11 protein-coding genes and 2 riboswitches are annotated in these 17,255 nt (G+C 59.2%); of the genes, 3 read left to right on the top strand and 8 right to left on the bottom strand.

The features are described from left to right. Positions 1-14: 14 nt before the first annotated feature. The 8 genes from eutL to ACOYW0_RS00115 all read right to left on the bottom strand — a co-directional run bounded on the left by eutL (position 15) and on the right by ACOYW0_RS00115 (position 12,741). On the bottom strand, positions 15-668 hold the full coding sequence (gene eutL / locus ACOYW0_RS00080; protein WP_180141234.1) for an ethanolamine utilization microcompartment protein EutL: 654 nt from the start codon (positions 666-668) through the stop codon (positions 15-17). A gap of 345 nt (positions 669-1,013) precedes the next feature. Next, on the bottom strand, positions 1,014-2,531 hold the full coding sequence (locus tag ACOYW0_RS00085; RefSeq protein WP_482416588.1) for an ethanolamine ammonia-lyase reactivating factor EutA: 1,518 nt from the start codon (positions 2,529-2,531) through the stop codon (positions 1,014-1,016). Between the two features lie 5 nt (positions 2,532-2,536). Beyond that, entirely contained in the window at positions 2,537-3,430 is an 894-nt protein-coding gene (gene eutC / locus ACOYW0_RS00090) for an ethanolamine ammonia-lyase subunit EutC (RefSeq protein WP_482416589.1), read from the bottom strand. An 18-nt stretch (positions 3,431-3,448) separates the two neighbouring features. After that, positions 3,449-4,810: an ethanolamine ammonia-lyase subunit EutB gene (locus tag ACOYW0_RS00095; protein ID WP_482416590.1), complete on the bottom strand. Its 1,362-nt coding sequence runs from the start codon at positions 4,808-4,810 to the stop codon at positions 3,449-3,451. A gap of 114 nt (positions 4,811-4,924) precedes the next feature. Continuing rightward, complete coding sequence (gene eutH, locus ACOYW0_RS00100; RefSeq protein WP_482416591.1) at positions 4,925-6,127, bottom strand: ethanolamine utilization protein EutH; 1,203 nt, start codon at positions 6,125-6,127, stop codon at positions 4,925-4,927. A gap of 1,338 nt (positions 6,128-7,465) precedes the next feature. Continuing rightward, on the bottom strand, positions 7,466-8,953 hold the full coding sequence (locus tag ACOYW0_RS00105; protein WP_482416592.1) for a sigma-54-dependent transcriptional regulator: 1,488 nt from the start codon (positions 8,951-8,953) through the stop codon (positions 7,466-7,468). Between the two features lie 57 nt (positions 8,954-9,010). Then, the gene (locus ACOYW0_RS00110; protein ID WP_482416593.1) at positions 9,011-11,593 is read right to left on the bottom strand and encodes a hybrid sensor histidine kinase/response regulator; all 2,583 of its coding nucleotides are present in this window, start codon (positions 11,591-11,593) and stop codon (positions 9,011-9,013) included. Beyond that, a complete protein-coding gene (locus ACOYW0_RS00115) occupies positions 11,590-12,741 on the bottom strand; it encodes an ABC transporter substrate-binding protein (RefSeq protein ID WP_482416594.1) in 1,152 nt (383 codons plus the stop codon). The genes ACOYW0_RS00110 and ACOYW0_RS00115 overlap by 4 nt, the downstream gene beginning before the upstream one ends. 643 nt (positions 12,742-13,384) lie before the next feature. Between ACOYW0_RS00115 and ACOYW0_RS00120 the strand changes: the two genes are divergently transcribed. The 3 genes from ACOYW0_RS00120 to ACOYW0_RS00130 all read left to right on the top strand — a co-directional run bounded on the left by ACOYW0_RS00120 (position 13,385) and on the right by ACOYW0_RS00130 (position 17,118). Next, positions 13,385-13,924 carry a hypothetical protein gene (locus ACOYW0_RS00120; protein WP_482416595.1) on the top strand — a complete coding sequence of 180 codons (540 nt, stop codon included), beginning with the start codon at positions 13,385-13,387 and terminating at the stop codon, positions 13,922-13,924. A 978-nt stretch (positions 13,925-14,902) separates the two neighbouring features. Then, positions 14,903-14,989: riboswitch (cyclic di-GMP riboswitch) on the top strand. Between the two features lie 41 nt (positions 14,990-15,030). Then, positions 15,031-15,909: a DUF6160 family protein gene (locus tag ACOYW0_RS00125; RefSeq protein ID WP_482416596.1), complete on the top strand. Its 879-nt coding sequence runs from the start codon at positions 15,031-15,033 to the stop codon at positions 15,907-15,909. A gap of 86 nt (positions 15,910-15,995) precedes the next feature. Then, positions 15,996-16,101: riboswitch (cyclic di-GMP riboswitch) on the top strand. A 21-nt stretch (positions 16,102-16,122) separates the two neighbouring features. Continuing rightward, complete coding sequence (locus ACOYW0_RS00130; RefSeq protein ID WP_482416597.1) at positions 16,123-17,118, top strand: DUF6160 family protein; 996 nt, start codon at positions 16,123-16,125, stop codon at positions 17,116-17,118. Positions 17,119-17,255 lie beyond the last annotated feature (137 nt).

Raw genomic sequence — 17,255 nt, forward strand, 5'->3', positions numbered from 1 at the left:
GCATCCCCCCCTCATCAGTATTTCAAAGGGTTGTCCGCCACGTGCTGAACGGCATCGGCAAAGGCGTCGCAGGCTGCTTTGCAGGCGGACTGGCTCCCGGTGAGAAGCGCCCCGCCGAAGTTGGTCTCCGAGGGAGGGCCGTAGAAAACCGCCATCTTCACGTCCGCCGCTTTCAGGGCCGCGTCCACGGCATACACCGCCTCGATGGGAGGGGCGATAAGATAGGCCATGGCCTCCCCTTCCTGAATTCCCCCTTCGGCAGAGAGAAACGAGCCGGTGCGGGAGATGCAGTGGGCGTAGTAGCAGATGGAGTCGTCGTCGTTGCAGCTGTAGAAACAGGCGTCGTTCTCCAGGAAATCCACAGCCGCGTTGAGGCCGCTCTTCACCTCCGCCGGATTCGGCCCGGAGAGAATGGCGATGAACTCTCCGGCAAGCTTGGTGTTGGCATTGACAGCCCCGCCGTAGAAACTCTTGGCGTAGGCCACCTTCACGTCGGCCTTCTTGGTGGCCTCGTCAATGGCGGTGTAGCCCACGTCGTCGATATCGCAGGTGAGCATTCCCACGCTGCGATGCCCGTCGGGAAGCGAAAGCTCCCGAACCATGTCCCGGTCCACGTTGGGTATCATTTTTATGCTCAGTACCTTGGACTTCAGGGCATCCCCTTTCATATCTCTCCTCCTTGCCGGTCTGTGCCGGTATCATTCATCGGTTGAAGCGACATCTCACCACCATGCGTCATTGCACGGAAACGAATCGGTCGTCGTATAAGCGTCGCAGGAGCTAAATCAACTCGTCTCACCCTTTTGTTATGCGACATCCTGCAAGGCTTGCTTGCGCATCATGTGTCCGCAAACCCAACGCGGGTTTGCCATTTTAATGTGCTTTGAATATCAGCCGGGGACATGATCGTTACGATTATCCGGCGGTGCGCAAGCGCACCCTACCTCACATCACCGGTACCGTCGGCTTCGCGTCACCCGTCACATAAAAAGACAGGTTGCCTTCATGTCCACTCACGACTGCCGGGTCTCGAACACCAGGGTCTTGATCACCACGGGCACCACCGTGCCTCCGGCCATGGAGCGGCCGATGTCGATGTAGTCCCCTTCGCTCACCTCGATCTGGTCCACGCAGATAACCTGGGCACCGGGGTTCAGGGCCCGAAGGCTCTGCCCCAGGACCTTGCCGCTGTCCTGCTCCATCACCACCACCACGGGGTGACCGGCCCGGATCAGAGGAGCCAGGCCGGAGAGCAGCCCCCGGGCGAGCACCTGCACCTTTTTATAGGAGAGGTACCCACCGCCCTGGATCCCGATGGCAAGGGGCTCCAGGTCCATGGCCTCGTAGAGGCTGGAAACACTGCGGCCCACGGCTTCGGCCATCTCATCCGGGGTGTCTGGAATGCCCTCCACAAAGGGAATGACCACGGGAACGTTCTTCATGGGCAGGCGCTCGTCGCTCACCACAATGGTGCTCCCGCTCACATCCACGGTCTGGGCACCGGCGCCGATCACCGTGGCCCGGATGGTCTCGGCAGGACGGATCATCTCCATGCCCTCGTCCCGGAACACCTGCCGGACCTGACGCCCCAGCAAGGGACCGATGTCGCCGTAGCGTGCAATCTCGTCCAGAGTGTCACATGGGGCTGTTGTGTAGGCATGGTCGGCCACGCCACCTGAGATCATCACGCAATCCACCTGGTAATCGAGGCGCAGGGCCGTGGTCATCATCAGCGCATCCTCCAGGCCGGTGAGGTGATTTTGCTTCAGGGCGTTTGACACCACCTCGGCCATGCGACGGCAGAGGATCTCCAGAAGCGACGGGTCCACACGGTCCCCGGGTGAAAGGGAAAGGCCCAGGTCATCCAGCACGCGGGCCATGGGCTCGCTCACCTGGACCACCCGCCCCTCAACCGGGTCAACCCGGAGCAGGCGCCCGCCGACGTTGATGCAACAGCTGTCGATGGCTTTGCCGCTCCGGTAAATCCCGATGTTGGCCGTGCCGCCGCCGATGTCGATGTTGGCCACGGTGAGAAAATGCCTGCGGGAGTAGTCCGAGGCCCCGGACCCGCGCCCGGCGATCACCGACTCCAGCTTGCCCCCTGCCGTGGCCACCACAAAGTCGCCCGCGTAACTCGCCATCTCGCCGGAGATGCGGCGGGCGTTCTCTTTTTTGGCGGTCTCGCCGGTGATGATCACCGCCCCGGTGTCGATGTCCGAAGGGGAGATCCCCGCCTTGGTGAACTCGGCGTTGATCAGGCGAAACACCGCATCCGTATCCACGAGGTTGTTCCCGGTGATGGGGGTGAAATGGATGCCGCTCCGGTAGACCACCTCCTTGTCCGTGATCTCCATACGCGGCACCAGGGTCCCCGGCGCCGTGTTTTTCACCGTCAGCCGACTCACCACGCACTGGGTGGTGGTGGTGCCGATGTCGATGCCCACGCTGGTCACCACCTCGGCGGCGGAGGACTCCGCCGTACCGCTCAGGTGAGCAGCATAAAGGGACGATATGGTTGAACTCTCAGACATGGCCTTTACGCTTTCATGGCCTCGGACAGGGCCACGCCGCTGGCTTTGTGGGCGAGCATCTGCTTGACCACGGTGGCCATGTGAGCCCCGGCCTCGGCAGGGGGCGTCCCGCCTTTGTGAATGTTGGAAATGATGGTGCGATCGGCCTCCACGGTTTTCTCGCCAGCCTTGTAGACCATATAGGCGCTCATGGACTCGGCGGTGATCAGCCCGGGGCGCTCGCCCACCAGTTCCACCACCACATCACAGCCCAGGAGGGCACCCACCTCGTCCATAACGCCCACGCGGCCGTACTTCACAAAAAAAGGCGTGCCCACGGTCAGGCCCTCGGCCTTAAGCCCCTGGATCAGGGCGGGGACCGTGTCCCCGATGTTGGCTTCAATGGCCGTGGAACTCAGGCCGTCCACCACGATGATCTGCACCTGGGCGCCCTTTTCGCAGCGCTCGGAAATCATCTTTTTGGCATCTTCGCTGAGCCGCTTGCCCAGCTCCGGCTTCATGAGGTACTCGTCCTTGTCCTTCACCACGGTCTGGACGCCGAACAACCCGTTCTCGGCCAGGCAGGCATCGGAGACATCCAGAAAAACGGCGTCCACGGCGGCTGCGTGGTCGGCCTGGAAATGGAGAAACGAGTGGGTCTTCTGACGCGCGCCGCATCGGCCCATGAGGATACGGGCCGGGGTGGTCTTGCGCATGGCCTCAAGGGCCGCCATGTTTTTGGGGCTGTCCACCTTCACCTCGTCCAGCGGAGGCAGGGTCACGGGGTCTCCGGAACAGAGGCCGGAGCCGGTGGAAGCCACCGGCGCAGCCCCCCTGTCCCTTGCCGAAGGGGCGCTTTGAAGCACTCCCTGCTCCACCAGCTTGCCGATGACGCTTTGAATCAGTTCCTGTTCGTTCATTGATCTGTGGTTCCTTTGCTATTTGTCAAACATTGATGCGTCGCCGGCAGCCTCGGTGAGGCAGCCGTCTTCCATGATACCCATCTTCTCAAGCCAGGTTTCGAACTCGGGGGCCGGCCTGAGGCCCAGGATCTCCCGGGCGGACGCATCATCGTGGAAACTGGTGTCCTGGTAGTTGAGCATGCAGTCGTCGCCGCCCGAAACCCCCATGAAAAAGTTGGACCCGGCCATGGCGCAAAGCATAGTGCCGATCTCCTGATCGTCCTGATCCGCCTTCATGTGGTTGGTGTAGCAGGGGGCGATGCCCATGGGCAGGCCGTGCATCTTGCCCATGAAAAGGTCCTCCAGGTCTGCCCGGATCACCTCTTTGCCCGTGTAGATGGTCTCCGGGCCAATGAAACCGGAGACGTTGTTGAGCATGAAGGGGGCATAGCGCCTTGCCAGGCCGTAAGTGCGGGCCTCCAGGGTCATCTCGTCCACGCCGTGGTGGCAGTCCAGGGAGATCTCCGAGCCCTGGCCGGTTTCGAAATACATCACGTTGGGGCCGGTGGAGGTGGCCCGGTGCAAGGCCAGGTCCCGGGCCTCGCCCAGCATGGCGGCGGAGATGCCGAATGCATCGTTAGCGGTCTGGGAACCTGCGATGCTCTGAAACAGAAGGTCCACGGGCACGCCCTTTTCCATGGCCTGCATCTGGGTGGTGATGTGGGCCAGGACAACGCACTGGGTGGGCACCTCGTATAGATCCCTGAAATCGGTGATGGCCCGCATCACCCGCGAGTACCCTTCCACGTTGTCTTCCACCGGGTTCACCCCGAAGCAGGCGTCCCCGGAACCAAAGGAGAGGCCCTCCTTCAGAGAGGCCAGAATCCCTTCGATGGCATCCGTGGGATGGTTTGGCTGACACCGGAACGACAGAGTCCCGGGCAGGCCGATGGTGGTGTTGCAATGGGCCGACACCTTGATCTTCTTGCTGGCGTACACAAGGTCCATGGTGGACATGAGCTTGGCCGCGGCGGCAATCATCTCGCTGGTGAGGCCCCGGCTGATGTTCAGCAGGTCCCCCTGGCGGCGGCTCTTCAGAATGGTTTCGCGCAACTCGGCCACGGTCCAGTTCTTGATGCTCTCGTAGATGGTGGTGTTCAGGTCGTCGTAGATCACCCGGGTCACCTCGTCATCGTCGTAGGGGATGACCGGGTTCTCATAGATGTCCTTGAGCTGCAGGTTGGCCAGGCAAAGCTTGGCCGCAACGCGCTCCGTGGCGGACTCCGCCGCGATACCCGCCAGGGCGTCGCCGGATTTCTCGTTGTTGGCCTTGGCCAGGACATCGCGGACCGATTGAAAGGCAAATACCTTATCGCCGATCTTGCTTCTCAGATTCACGTGTGTATCTCCTTACTTGATTATGGCAAATGCCTTGATAACGCCTTCATACACACGTCACCAAAGCACTCGCCCAGAATTTCAAGGCGCCCCCCTGCCGCCGGAGGCGCGCTTTTACTCGTCCCCCTGCTCCTGTTCGATCTTCACAGCAGCGGGAACCGAAAGAATGTAGGCCAGGCAGAAGCCTGCAATGCCCCCCGCCAGCTTGCCGCTCATGACGGGCAGGATCATGTTGGGCTGGAAGTTGGCGGTAAAGGCGAGATGATCACCGAACATAAAGGCCGCGCATACGGAAAAGGCGATGCACAGCACCTTGTCCTTTGCCCGCATGTCGGCGATGAGACGGAACATGGCCAGGATGTTGGCGGCGGCGGCCAGGATACCTGCGGCGCCTTCGCTCTTCAGCCCGAGCTTTCCGCCCACGGCTTCCATGGGCCCGGCCAGGTAGTGTTTGATGAGATAAACCATGGGAAAGGCGCCGCAGAGCATGATGCCGATGTACCCGGCGATCTCAAGGGCCCGGAACTGATCGGCCTCGTCGGCGATGATGGGATCAAACCCCCAGCCCCCCAGGACCGTGGAGAAGATGCCGGTGAAGTACTCCACCACGGAGAAGACCAGCACCAGGGTCAGGCCGATGCCCATGGCCCGGCCAAAGACGAGAAACCCCTTGATCATGGCCTTGGGGGCGAGCTTCAGGCCCACGGCAAGGGCCACGCAGAAGATGGTCAGGGGCAGCAGGTTGGCAAAAATGGTTCCGAAACTTAACGAGAGGATATAAGCAGACTCGGCGTTGGCCGAAATCACGCCCCGCACGGCAAGATCCGTGACCGAGAGAATGGCGCTGCTCACAAAAACGCCCACGGGGATGCTCAGGATCCCGGACATCACCCCCAGGGCCATGTACTTGTGGTCTTTCTTCTCCAGCATGGTCAGCCCCACGGGGATGGAAAAAACGATGGTGGCACCGGACATGTAGCCCACCACCATGGCCATGATCCAGCTCTCCTTGGTCTGGGCCAGGACCTCGGCCAACTGGTACCCGCCCATGTCCACGGCAATAAAGGTGGTGGCGGCAATGGCCGGGTCCGCTCCGATGGCGGAAAAAAGAGGCCCGAAAACGGTTTTTACAAAAGCAGAGATGTACGGCGTGGCCGCCATAATCCCGGCCACGGGGACGAAGATGGGGCCGATGCTGTTGAGGCCCTCGATGAACTCCCGGCCCAGGCCGCTCTCATCGTCCTTGATGTAGGCAAAGGCGCCTAAGACGGCACACCCCATGATAATGTAAATGATAATCGTACCGATGCTTCCCATAAGGCAATTCTCCTGATCTGTGGTGTCACTTCATCATGACGGTTGGTCAGGGCCGGGGTAAGACGACCGAGGGGGCAGTTCCTGTCCCGCGGTCGGAAAATCTTTGTGCCCGGCTCCCTCCATGCTTTAAGCGGCTCCCCGGTATCGTTCCGGGCCCGGTGCACGCACGGCCCGGTGCGACCGGCCCCTTTGCCTGTCACGCCGAGCGGAAGGCGCCCCTTCCCTGCACACGATCGCCACCCATGCCTGAGGTCCCCGCAACGCATCCATCCCGTTGCAGGTACACCCCTTCCTCAATCAAAATGCATACCAACCCGAAGAAAATGACTTTTTAAGTAGAATTACAGGAGATTAAACTCAAAGAAGAAATACTGATGAGATACCGGCGCGGTGTCCGTCCGGCAGGGATACGGATGTATTCACTTTTTATGAACGCTTGTGCAGGGGAAAGGGAGAAAGGGAACGGTTCAAGTCATAGGGGGAAAATAAGCCTCCGGCGGCAAGGGGCTACAGCCCCTTGACCCCAGGGTCGGGAATGCTCTTTCGCCTTTCGTTGTGGCGCCGTAGCCCGGTGACGTTGGTTGAGTGGTGACTCACAGACACGGGCGTAGGCGAATTCCTCAGGCTCATCACATTCCCTGACGGGCTTCGCCCGTGTGGAATACCGAACCCTTGCCGGGATACTGTTATCTTTCGTTCCCAGGCTCTGCCTGGGAATGCCCCTCGGAGGCTCTGCCTCCACCATCGATACCCCCGGCCCTGTGACGAACGCCACCCACGGAATGATTTTGCATACCGGCAAGGCGGAGCCTTGCTATTCACACTCCCAGGCAGAGCCTGGGAGCGAGACAAAGGTGGCACACCTTCCCGCCGGAATTATTGCGGCTACACCGATAATGGACAAGTGGTAACAACGTATCCCGTGACTTCGAAACTTATAAGTCAGCCCGCAGCGTTTATGTCGGGCGTAGCCCGAGCCGAAGGCCATTGCGCTTTGCCCTGAGGAACGAAGGGCAAAGCGCAATGACAATATGCTTCTTTCGTTCCCAGGCTCTGCCTGGGAATGCCCCTCGGAGGCTCTGCCTCCACCATCGATACCCCCGGCCCTATGACGAACGCTACCCAAGGAATGATTTTGCATACCGGCAAGGCAAAGCCTTGCTATTCACACTCCCAGGCAGAGCCTGGGAGCGATACGAGCGCCCAGAAGAAAAAAAGGGGCCTCCCCTGCAAAGACTTCTGCCCCATGTCACACATCACGCGAATGCCCCGAGAACCATGGCATAATGACGGCCTTCATGCATTCGCCACAGGGTTTCAAGGTGCCCCCACCTTGTTTTACGCCTGCACGCCCCACCCCATGCGATCCACGCTGTGTTTTTTAAGGAGGGTGTACAGACGGGTGCGGCCGAGGCCGGAGATGGCGCAGGCCTCTTTGATGGACCCACGGGTGGCTTTCATGAGTTTCTGGAGGTATTTTTTTTCTGCCTTGTTGAGGACCGACTCCCGGTAGGCCTTGTAGGTGGACAACGGAAGATCCGAAACGTCCTCGGCGTCCGCAGCAGGCTTTGGCTCCGATGGTAGGTCTACCGGTACGGCAACGGAGACTGACTCTTTTTCCTTACCAGGGTCTCCGAAGGTTTCGGCCACCGACGACCGGGCCATGGTGATTCGGATCTGTTCGGGCAGGTGCTTGGAGAAAAGCTCGGGCTCGTAGTAGGCGTCGCTGATGGAGGACTCCAGGGTGTTCACCAGTTCACGAACGTTGCCCGGCCAGTGATAGCTGCCAAGGGCGGCAATGAAATCCTGGGAGACCTCCTTGGGCTTGATGCCCAGGGCGCCGTACACTTTGGCGCTGAGCTGCTTCACCAGGCCGGGCAGGTCTTCGAGGCGCTCCCGAAGAGGGGGAAGGGTCAGAGAGACGGCGTTGAGTCGATAGAGCAGGTCTTCCCGAAACAGGCCCTGCCTCACCATGTCCGAAAGCTTCCGGTTGGTGGCAGCCACCAGCCTGAAATCGCTTTCCACCTCCTTTTTGCTCCCCACGGGACGATAGCGCCGCTCCTGAAGCACCCGCAAAAAGGCTTTCTGGAGGTTAAGGTTCATCTCCCCCACCTCGTCCAGGAACAGGGTGCCTCCGTTGGCAAGGCCCACCAGCCCTTCGGCGGCCTTGTCCGCCCCGGTAAAAGAGCCCTTCTCATGGCCGAACAGGGCGCTCTCCACCAGGGTTTCGGGCAGGGCCGCGCAGTCCACCACCACAAACCGGTGCCGGGAGCGTCCGCTGTTGGCGTGGATGGCCCGGGCAAACAGCTCCTTGCCCGTACCGGTTTCCCCGGTGATCAGCACGTTGGAGAGGCTCTGGGACGCCTTGGCCACGGTGTCCAGGCACTCCTGGACCTGGTGGCTGTTCCCGACGATCCCCGCCCGCTTGAGGGTCCTGGCGGGCCGGGCCGCGGTACGGATGTTGTCCCGGTACTGGAGCACACGGTCCAGGGGCTGGATGATCTTTTTGGGGGACAGGGGCTTCTGGATGTAATCCCAGGCCCCGTTTCGGATGGCTCGCTCCGCACCATCGGAATCGCCCATGCCGGTCATGACAATGATCTCCGGCGGAAAGTCGATCTCCAGAATCTCTTTCATGGCCTCAAGGCCGTTGCCGTCGGGCATGCGCACGTCCAGGAAGACCACGTCAAACCCGCCGGAAAGGGCCAGTCGCAGCCCATCGGCCAGGGTCTGGGCGTAGGCCGCTTCATGGTCCATATGGTGGACAAGGTCGCACAGCATGGTGCACATCTGCAGGTCATCATCTATGATCAATACATTGGACATCTCTTACTCCTCCGGTATCCGGTTCCCACTTCGCCTCCTGCCCGGAGACCTGATCCATCATGCCACCGGCTCGCGGCGCAGCACCCGGGAGACCAGGTCGGCCAGCTGTCGCGCCCCGATGGGCTTTTTCATAAAACATCGTATGCCCGCGGCCCGGGCCTCCTCCTCCAGCCGGGAGGAACTGAACCCAGTGCAGAGCACCACAGGCAACTCGGGCCTCACGGCCATCACCTCCAGGGCAAGATCAAACCCCGTCATTTCGGGCATGGTCTGGTCCGTGATGACCAGGTCAAAGGCTCCGGGATCCTGCATGAACCGCCTGCGGGCCCGGATGCTGGAGGTCTCTGCCGCCACGTCGTATCCCAGGTGGGAGAGGATCTCCGAGCTGAAGCTCACCAGCTCTTCTTCGTCGTCCACAAAAAGGATCTTCCCACGCCCCCGGGACATCGTCACGCGGGCCTCCTCCGTCACTGTTTCCCCGGCATCAGGGCAGGCGGGGATCAACACGTAAAAGGCGGCCCCCTCCCCAGGCTCGGAACTCACCGTAACGGCTCCATTGAAGTGCTTGACGATGCCGTGCACCACGGCAAGGCCCATGCCCGTGCCGTCCCCGGTCTGCTTGGTGGTAAAAAACGGATCGAAAATCCGATCGATCACCTCGGGTTCGATGCCAGGCCCCGTGTCCGCAACCGAGAGCTGAACATGGGGCCCTGGGAGCACCCCGGAGAGGCCCCAGGCCTGATCCGTGTCCACGTCCACGTTGCACAACGAGACGGTGAGGGTCCCGCCCCTCTCATGCATGGCGTAGGATGCGTTGGTGCACAGGTTCATCAGCACCTGATGCACCTGGGTGGCGTTGGCCACCACGGCATCGTCGGGGCAGTCGATCTTCTCGCAGATACGGATGGTGGACGGAATGGATGCCCTCAGGAACTTCAGGCTCTCCTTGACGATGGGGGACAGGGAGAGCTGGCTCTTCTCCTGCTCGCCGTGACGGCTGAAGGTGAGGATCTGGTCCACAAGCTCCCGGGCCCGGTACGCTCCTTTGAGGATGTGCTCGATGCGCACGGCCACCCGGTCGTTGCCCTCCACGTCAAACATCTCTATCATCTCGGCGTACCCGATAATCCCCCCTAAGATATTGTTAAAATCATGGGCAATGCCCCCTGCCAGGGTGCCGATGGCCTCCATCTTCTGGGATTGCTGGAGCTTGGTCTCAAGGGTCTTCTGTTCGGTAAGGTCCCGCTCGTTGACCACCACCCCGCTCACGGCCCCCGCCGCATCAAAGCTGGGGTAGAAGGTAAAATCCACAAAACGAAGCCCCCGCTTCGGAAACCCTACCCAGGCCCTGTGCCGGACGTTCTTTCCCAAAAGGCAGGCCTCAAGATAGGGTTTTACATGCTCTGCAAAGAGGGGCTCACCCAGTACCTCAGCCACGGGCCGGTTGATGAGCTCGTAGCGATCCCGACGCGTGGCAAGCAGGTAGGCCTTGTTCACCGCCTGCATGGAAAGAGCCCTGTCCACCAGCCACATGCAGTCGCTGGAGGCGGCCACCATCTGCTCGTATTTCCGCAACTCGTCTTCCGAGTGCTTTCGCCGCGTGATGTCCCGGGCAATGCCCATGGCCCCCATGGGGCTGCCGTCGAAATCCTTCTGGATGGTGATGTTGAGCTCCATATGAATAAGGGAGCCGTCTGCCTTGATCAGCTGGATTTCATGCAGGTTGGTCCTGCCCTCAAAGGCGCCCTGCTTCAGCTGCTCAAAGTCATCCGCCCCGTATCCCGAGGCAAGAAGTTCGAAAAAGGGTACGCCCAGAAAGTCGGTCACATGAAAGCCGGTCCATTTCTCAAAGTTCTGGTTCATATAAACCAGACAACCATCGAGATTGGTTCGAAAAATAATATCCGTTGTTCCCTCCACCAGGTTCCGGTAATTGGTCTCGCTTTCCCGGATCCTGCTGTCCCGCAGGGCCACCTGCTCCACCATGGTGTTGAACTCATGGGCAATGACCGAGAGCTCGTTGTTTTTCCTCAATCGCACCCGCCTGGAATAATCCCCTGCAGAGATCCGGTGAAAGGCTTTCTCCATCACCCCCAAGGGCTTTAAGATCTGTCGGTTCAGGAGGATCCAGGTGGTGCCAACCACCGCAAAAAGGGCTGAAAACATGATGGCAAGGTCGGAAAAAATCATCTGCTGGGTGAGCCGCCACACATCGCTGTTGGTAAAGGTCATGACCACCCGGCCGATGCCCTTGCCGTTGTAGCTCACCGTGCGATCAAGCTCCCAGCGGATACGCGCCGTGGCCGGGGCGTCTCCCGTGCGGTCTTTGACCACCAGGGTTTTGCCCTGCTCGTCAAAGACCTCCAGGTGGACCAGGCTGCTGTCGTTGGCCAGGATATCGGCAAAGGTCCGGATAAAATCCACGTCGTAGTGCCAGAGGGGCTGCTCCAGGGTCTTCACAGCCCTTTCCATGGTGCTCCCCGCATTTTTCTCCAGCATGCGGGTGTTCCGCACGTAGACCATGTAGCAGTCGATGATGGTCACGATGATGCAGGTGACCCCTAAGACCATGAAAAACGCATAGATAAAATCGGACCGCAGGGAGGTCTGCTTGCCCGACTCGCTGTGAAACGGCCTCATCGCCCCTCCCCGGCCCATTCAGACGGTCTCGTCTTCATGGCCTCGCTCCATAAGAATTTAAAGGCATTGCGATCCCGGGTCTCCAGGATCTGCCAGGGAATCCGCTTCTTCAGCAAGAGCCTCAAGGTGTCCCCGGACGCCGTGTCCGGAAGGGAGGCCACATAGTCTGAAAGCCCTTTGCGGGTCACGGGATAGGTCCCAAGTTCCATGGCAATGGACCGGGTCTGTACCTCATCGGTAAGCAGATAATTGATCCACTCTTCGGCAATGCGGCGCAACAGGGGCTTCTTTTTCAGGGTATGACTAATGAGCATGGCATCCACCCACCAGGGGGTGCCCTCTTCGGGGACCGCAATGCGCCATCCGTCAAAGGCGTCGTCCGCCGTCGGGAACATGCACCGCCAGGTGGTGGAAAGGGCCAGCCCCCGATAGTTTTCAGGCTTGTCAAACCCTTGCCAGAACGAAGCGGACTCGGCTGCAAGGTAGTCGATCTTCTCCTCCAGCGGCCTTCCCTTGATGGCGTCAAAGCGGAAAATGTCCGGGCTTCGGTGGCCCAGGGCCAAAGCGGAAATATAGACGTTCAGCTCGTAGTAATCCTTGTGGACCATGAATTTTCTTTTCCAGGCAGGCTCCCAGAACACCCGCCAGCTGGTGGGCTCATTCCGCACCAGGGCCGTGTTGTACGCCAGGGCGTAAGGCCCCTGCACCACGGGCACCGCATACACGTCGCCCCCTTCCATGGCCCAGGGCTGACGGTAGAGTTCCGGGACGAGATGCGCATAATTAGGGATGTTTTCCAGCCGAATGGGCAGGGTCAGGCCGTTGGTGGTGAGGTTGTACCGAAAATCCTTGGGCAGGTTGTGGGCAGGGGAGATCAGGTCCACCTTGTCGTTTCGCAGGGCATCAAAAAAATCATCGGGGTTGGAGGCATACGTAATGGAAAAGGCAAGATCCACGCCGTAGGTTTTCCGGACATACGTCACAAAGGTGTCCTGAACCGCCTTGGGAGCGTATCCATCCCAGATGAGGAGCCGCAGGGTCATCCGCTCCGGGGAGGCCGCGCCATCCCGACCGGCGAACGCAGCGCCGCAACATATGACCAGGCACAAGACGGCTCCCACAGCCGCCACACACCACTTCAGATTCATACCATTCATTCCCCGTTCCCCCGGCGACCTGCACCGATGTGGTCACCTTGATAACACCATAACCCGGGCTTGCCATGGGCTCGTAAATCATCGGCCAGCGACGGGTCTGTTTGCCGCGGCCACACATCCAGCGACACGAACGCCTGGCCTGATCACAGCAAAAAACCTGCCGCCCACCCTTAAAGCCGACACGATTTTCCAAACCGCTTTCATTGCATCGGTTTTTTCACCACACCGGCAAAAAGAATGTTCCCCCTGGACGCACCACTATCCACTATTTGTGAACATTCCGCCAGCCCTGAAGAACATCCGACCCATTTCTCTCACCCCGACCGGACCTGAAAAACCCTCCGCAAATTGAAGCGAAGTAAAAGGAACGAACCCGTCAAACGGGGAGCCGGGCCGCCCCCTACGCTACGAACCCACTGATTTGGTGAGCAATTCGATTTGACATCCAGCCTGCCACATGGGATATGTAGGGTATACGTCAACACGACCCAAAGCTTGCCTGTCCCGCAACACCCAAGTCCAGCGAGTAACACCGATTTTTTTAGAATAGAAGAATGAAGCACCCTGTCCGAGGCCCGGATATGTCACGGGTCGAGTGCACCCATTACCTTCCATTTGTTTCGGGGAGACAAATATGCTGAAGAGATCCCTTCGATCATGTGTCGTGGTTATCGCCGTCACCCTCTGGCCCCTTGGCACCATGGCCTTCACCCCCATGTCCGCAGACGCGCTCAAGGCAGCCACCGGCAGGGCCCTCACGCCCTCGGCGGAACACAGCGCAGACACACTCCTGCAAGCCTATTACGATCTCTTCGACACGTGGGACTACAACCTTTCCGCAACCACCTACGAAGAAAATGAGGCCTTTGCCAACGGTGAAGAGACCGGCGAACTCGGCGTCATGGGCTGGGCCTACCGCATGCTCAGCCCGGCCCCTGACGGTTCCCCTTCCCTGTTCGACCGCATGGGCACCTTCAATGCATCAGCAGCAGCCCATCGGATACCCCTTGTGACCATGGACATTCCCCGCCTGGTCATCATCGCACCCAAAACCTCCTATACCGTCATGTTCCGCTCCGATGACGAGAGTGACGACAAGGATTTCCTGACCATCACGCGGGACACCTCCCTCATGGCCCTCCAAACAGGCACCATGGAAGTGGCGGCGCGCTGACGGGCCTTGCGCCTCGACTATTTTTCCAGCCCCCTCACACTCCAAAGCGGCTGAACCCATCAGGGAACGCCGCGCCATCAGGAAGAAACCAATCCACGGCTTTCTGCCGTCGGCCTTTCGTATCCCCCTCGCCCCTTAAACGGCTTCACAGGTCGGTCCGTTCGCCCCTCCCACATTGCCCCCCTTGGGCCTGCCATATGAGTCCACCCACCTTCTGTGTTATCAGAGCGTTGAGGTAACAACGACATCAACAGCTCCGATGCCTTGAATATGGGTGCACTCGCCCCGTGACATATCCAGGCTAAAACGCAAAGCACAACGTGACACGTTTTGACTTACTCACTTTTTCGCCTAAGGGTTTACCATACGTACAAAATTGACTTAATTTTATTGTACGCCCATACAAAAACTTCCCATCCTCCACCACCACCCGCACCAACGCCCCCTCAGCCAATAAGTCTATTCTTTATTACTTTCAATACATTAGAATAAAGATACACAATTCAGAGCATCGCCAAGAAGGGCCACCCAGACGCCCAACTATCCAGAATAGTGGACAAAATCATCTTTCCACCGTTCTAAAATTATTTTCAGTTTTACTTTCAATAAGTTAAAAGCATTCCCTTGCCTTTATACCAAAATAAAATTTGACACGAAATATCATGCATGGCATATGAAAAACAAATCATACAAACTCTATCGACGTTCTAATATTAAAACAGAGTTCACTCCATGATGCGACCGACAACAGCCCCGCATCATGCCGTTTTCAAGCATTCCAAACCAATGAGGTGCATGTGACGGCCGCGTTACCAAAACACCCCCACGATGTGAACTTGTTTTCCATTGCCCCACGTTTTCATGTGGGAATGATTTCCCCCGCAATTGATACGCAATGCCGTCGCCAACGCTGGTTTTAAACACTTTCGTGTTTTGACGTTTCATAACAGGTTGTACCCAGGCATACCACACCACAGCCACCGACAAAGCCAAACCCGGAGCAATCCGGCGACGGAAAGCCACGAGTCCGCATTCCTGAAAAGTGCGGATCGTCGGGCCGCCTCTGGCACCATCTATTCACTTATTTATTTTGGAGGTAATTGTAGATGAAGAAATCAGTTCTTTCCCTCATCGTTGGTGCTGCCATCACCATCGCCCCCATGACGGCCTCTGCCCTCTCCCCCATGTCCACCGACAGCCTCAAGGACGCCACCGGTCAAGCGGGTGTAAGCATCGCCCTTGACAACATCGTGCTGTATCAGTCCGTGGGTGCCACCACCTATACCGATACCGACGGCTACTACGACATGGACGCAGCCAGCGGCAAGGGCGGCGTGGCTGAGGGCGCTGCGGCTTCAGTTGTTATCGGTAACAAAGAAAAGGTAACCACCATCTACGCCATTTTGGATGACACCGATCGCGGCGGCAAGCTTGCCAGGTCTTACAGTTCGGCTTCCCTGCTGAACAACGGCGACGCCTTCGGCGCCATCGGCATTGACCAGGGCGACATCCGTCCCCTGAACATTGACGTGGCCTCCCGCACCCAGGCACTCTCCTCCGGCATGATGTTCAACGCCTCCGGCATTGCCGTGGCCGATCAGGATGCTGCTGTGGCCGCATCCACCGCCGACATTGCTGCTGCTGTACAGACTGACTACACCGCCTATGTCACTGGCGGTGGTGCTGATGACTACGATACCTGGGCTGCTGCCGAAGTCTCACCCGGCGTCACCAATTACGATGCCTCCGTCGCAACCTTTGCCGCAGGCGGCGGAAACACCGCAGCCATTGCTTACGCAGGCACCCAGGTCGCCGGTGTTGTCATCGGCCTCCCCACCGTTGAAATCTGCACCACGGCTGATTCCTATGACGTAGGCATCGCAGCCTCCGGCGCTCACAATGACGGCGCCAAGTTCATCCACATCTCCAAGGGCAAGTCCGTTATGGCCATCCTCGGCGGAACCGTTGAGATCGCTGCTCACTAAGGGCCTTACCCGTCTCACGTTTCGCATCGTATGACGCTTGACGCGGGCCCCTTTCACCTGAAAGGGGCTCGTTTTTCACGCACCGAGCCAGACAAAGCCAAACCCGGAGCAATCCGGGGACGGAAAGCCAACGAGTCCGCAAGCGGTAAAGCCACCTGAGCAATGCGTGGAGCGGATGGTCGGGTTGCCACAGTGTCTGAGGATATCATGCCCATGACAAAGCCCCTGGTACCAACCGGCACATCCCCGCGCCATTGTTTGCCCGGCATGGCGAAAAGCCTCGCCCGCAAAAGCCATGGCGTCTTCACGCTCCTGGCCGTACTCTTTGCCCTGCCTTGCACTGCCCTGGGGCTGCACCCCCTTTCCAACGACCAGATGAAAAGGGCCACCGCCCAGGCGGGAATCAGCATCGCCATGGATGATGTGGTCATCTACCACCACGTCGACGCATTCCGTCTCACCGACCCGGACAACCCGTCCGGCACCATGGAATTCCAAAACATCGAATCCCTCACCACCATTGATGTGGGGACCTCGGATGTGAACGGCGACAATACCATGGGCTGCATCACCCTGGACATGTTCACCGTCTCCGACGCAAACAGCCCCATCAACGGGACTCCCCTGATCTACCTGGCGGGAGAAGATATCGATTACCACAAAGACCTCACCATCGAATCCATCCTTGTCTGCGGCAACGACATCGGCTCGGCATCCGTCGACAACCTCTCCAAAACGTCTTTTCATCTCACCCTCGGCGCCCACGACTGCGGGGTGGACATGGAGTACGGGGCCAGCATCACCATGGACCGGTTCTCCTACGGCACCGGGCCAGGCGACGAGCTGGCCCTCTCCGGAATCACCCTTGCCGGATCCTTTACGGACAACCCCACAGACACCCCCAGCGATCCGTCCACCTGGCAGGCAGGCGGCGAATTCGTCCTGGGAAACATCGCCTCAGGCAATCCCATGACCATCGACGTGGCAACGGACACCACCGCCTCCTGGGCCGACGACGCCGACGGAAACCCCATCCCCAACCCGCGCCTGGGAAGCGGGTTCATCGCCATCAACATGCCCATGGAGGGATCGCTGCGCATAGAAAGCATGGCATTCGGTGAAAATGATTTCGGGGCCCTGGCCCTGGATAACATCAAGGCCCACAAACTCTACATCGAAATCCCGGGACGGGGGTTGGGGGTACCGTAGGTCAGGTCATAGGGAATAGGGAATAGGGAATAGGAAGAAATAAAAAAACAGTGGTGCAGGGCAATAACAAACACAGGCTCACGGGATCACCCATGCTGACACAGACTCTTCACATAGCCTTGGCGGGCGTTTTTCCA

This window comes from Desulfoluna sp. HI9BLuna, from assembly GCF_056829775.1.

Coding starts and splice junctions, on each gene's coding strand:
- ACOYW0_RS00085 (WP_482416588.1), bottom strand. CDS start 2,531: ATGTCTGAGAGTTCAACCATATCGTCCCTTTATGCTGCTCACCTGAGC.
- ACOYW0_RS00120 (WP_482416595.1), top strand. CDS start 13,385: ATGCTGAAGAGATCCCTTCGATCATGTGTCGTGGTTATCGCCGTCACC.
- ACOYW0_RS00115 (WP_482416594.1), bottom strand. CDS start 12,741: ATGAATCTGAAGTGGTGTGTGGCGGCTGTGGGAGCCGTCTTGTGCCTG.
- ACOYW0_RS00130 (WP_482416597.1), top strand. CDS start 16,123: ATGACAAAGCCCCTGGTACCAACCGGCACATCCCCGCGCCATTGTTTG.
- eutL (WP_180141234.1), bottom strand. CDS start 668: ATGAAAGGGGATGCCCTGAAGTCCAAGGTACTGAGCATAAAAATGATA.
- ACOYW0_RS00125 (WP_482416596.1), top strand. CDS start 15,031: ATGAAGAAATCAGTTCTTTCCCTCATCGTTGGTGCTGCCATCACCATC.
- ACOYW0_RS00110 (WP_482416593.1), bottom strand. CDS start 11,593: ATGAGGCCGTTTCACAGCGAGTCGGGCAAGCAGACCTCCCTGCGGTCC.
- eutC (WP_482416589.1), bottom strand. CDS start 3,430: ATGAACGAACAGGAACTGATTCAAAGCGTCATCGGCAAGCTGGTGGAG.
- eutH (WP_482416591.1), bottom strand. CDS start 6,127: ATGGGAAGCATCGGTACGATTATCATTTACATTATCATGGGGTGTGCC.
- ACOYW0_RS00105 (WP_482416592.1), bottom strand. CDS start 8,953: ATGTCCAATGTATTGATCATAGATGATGACCTGCAGATGTGCACCATG.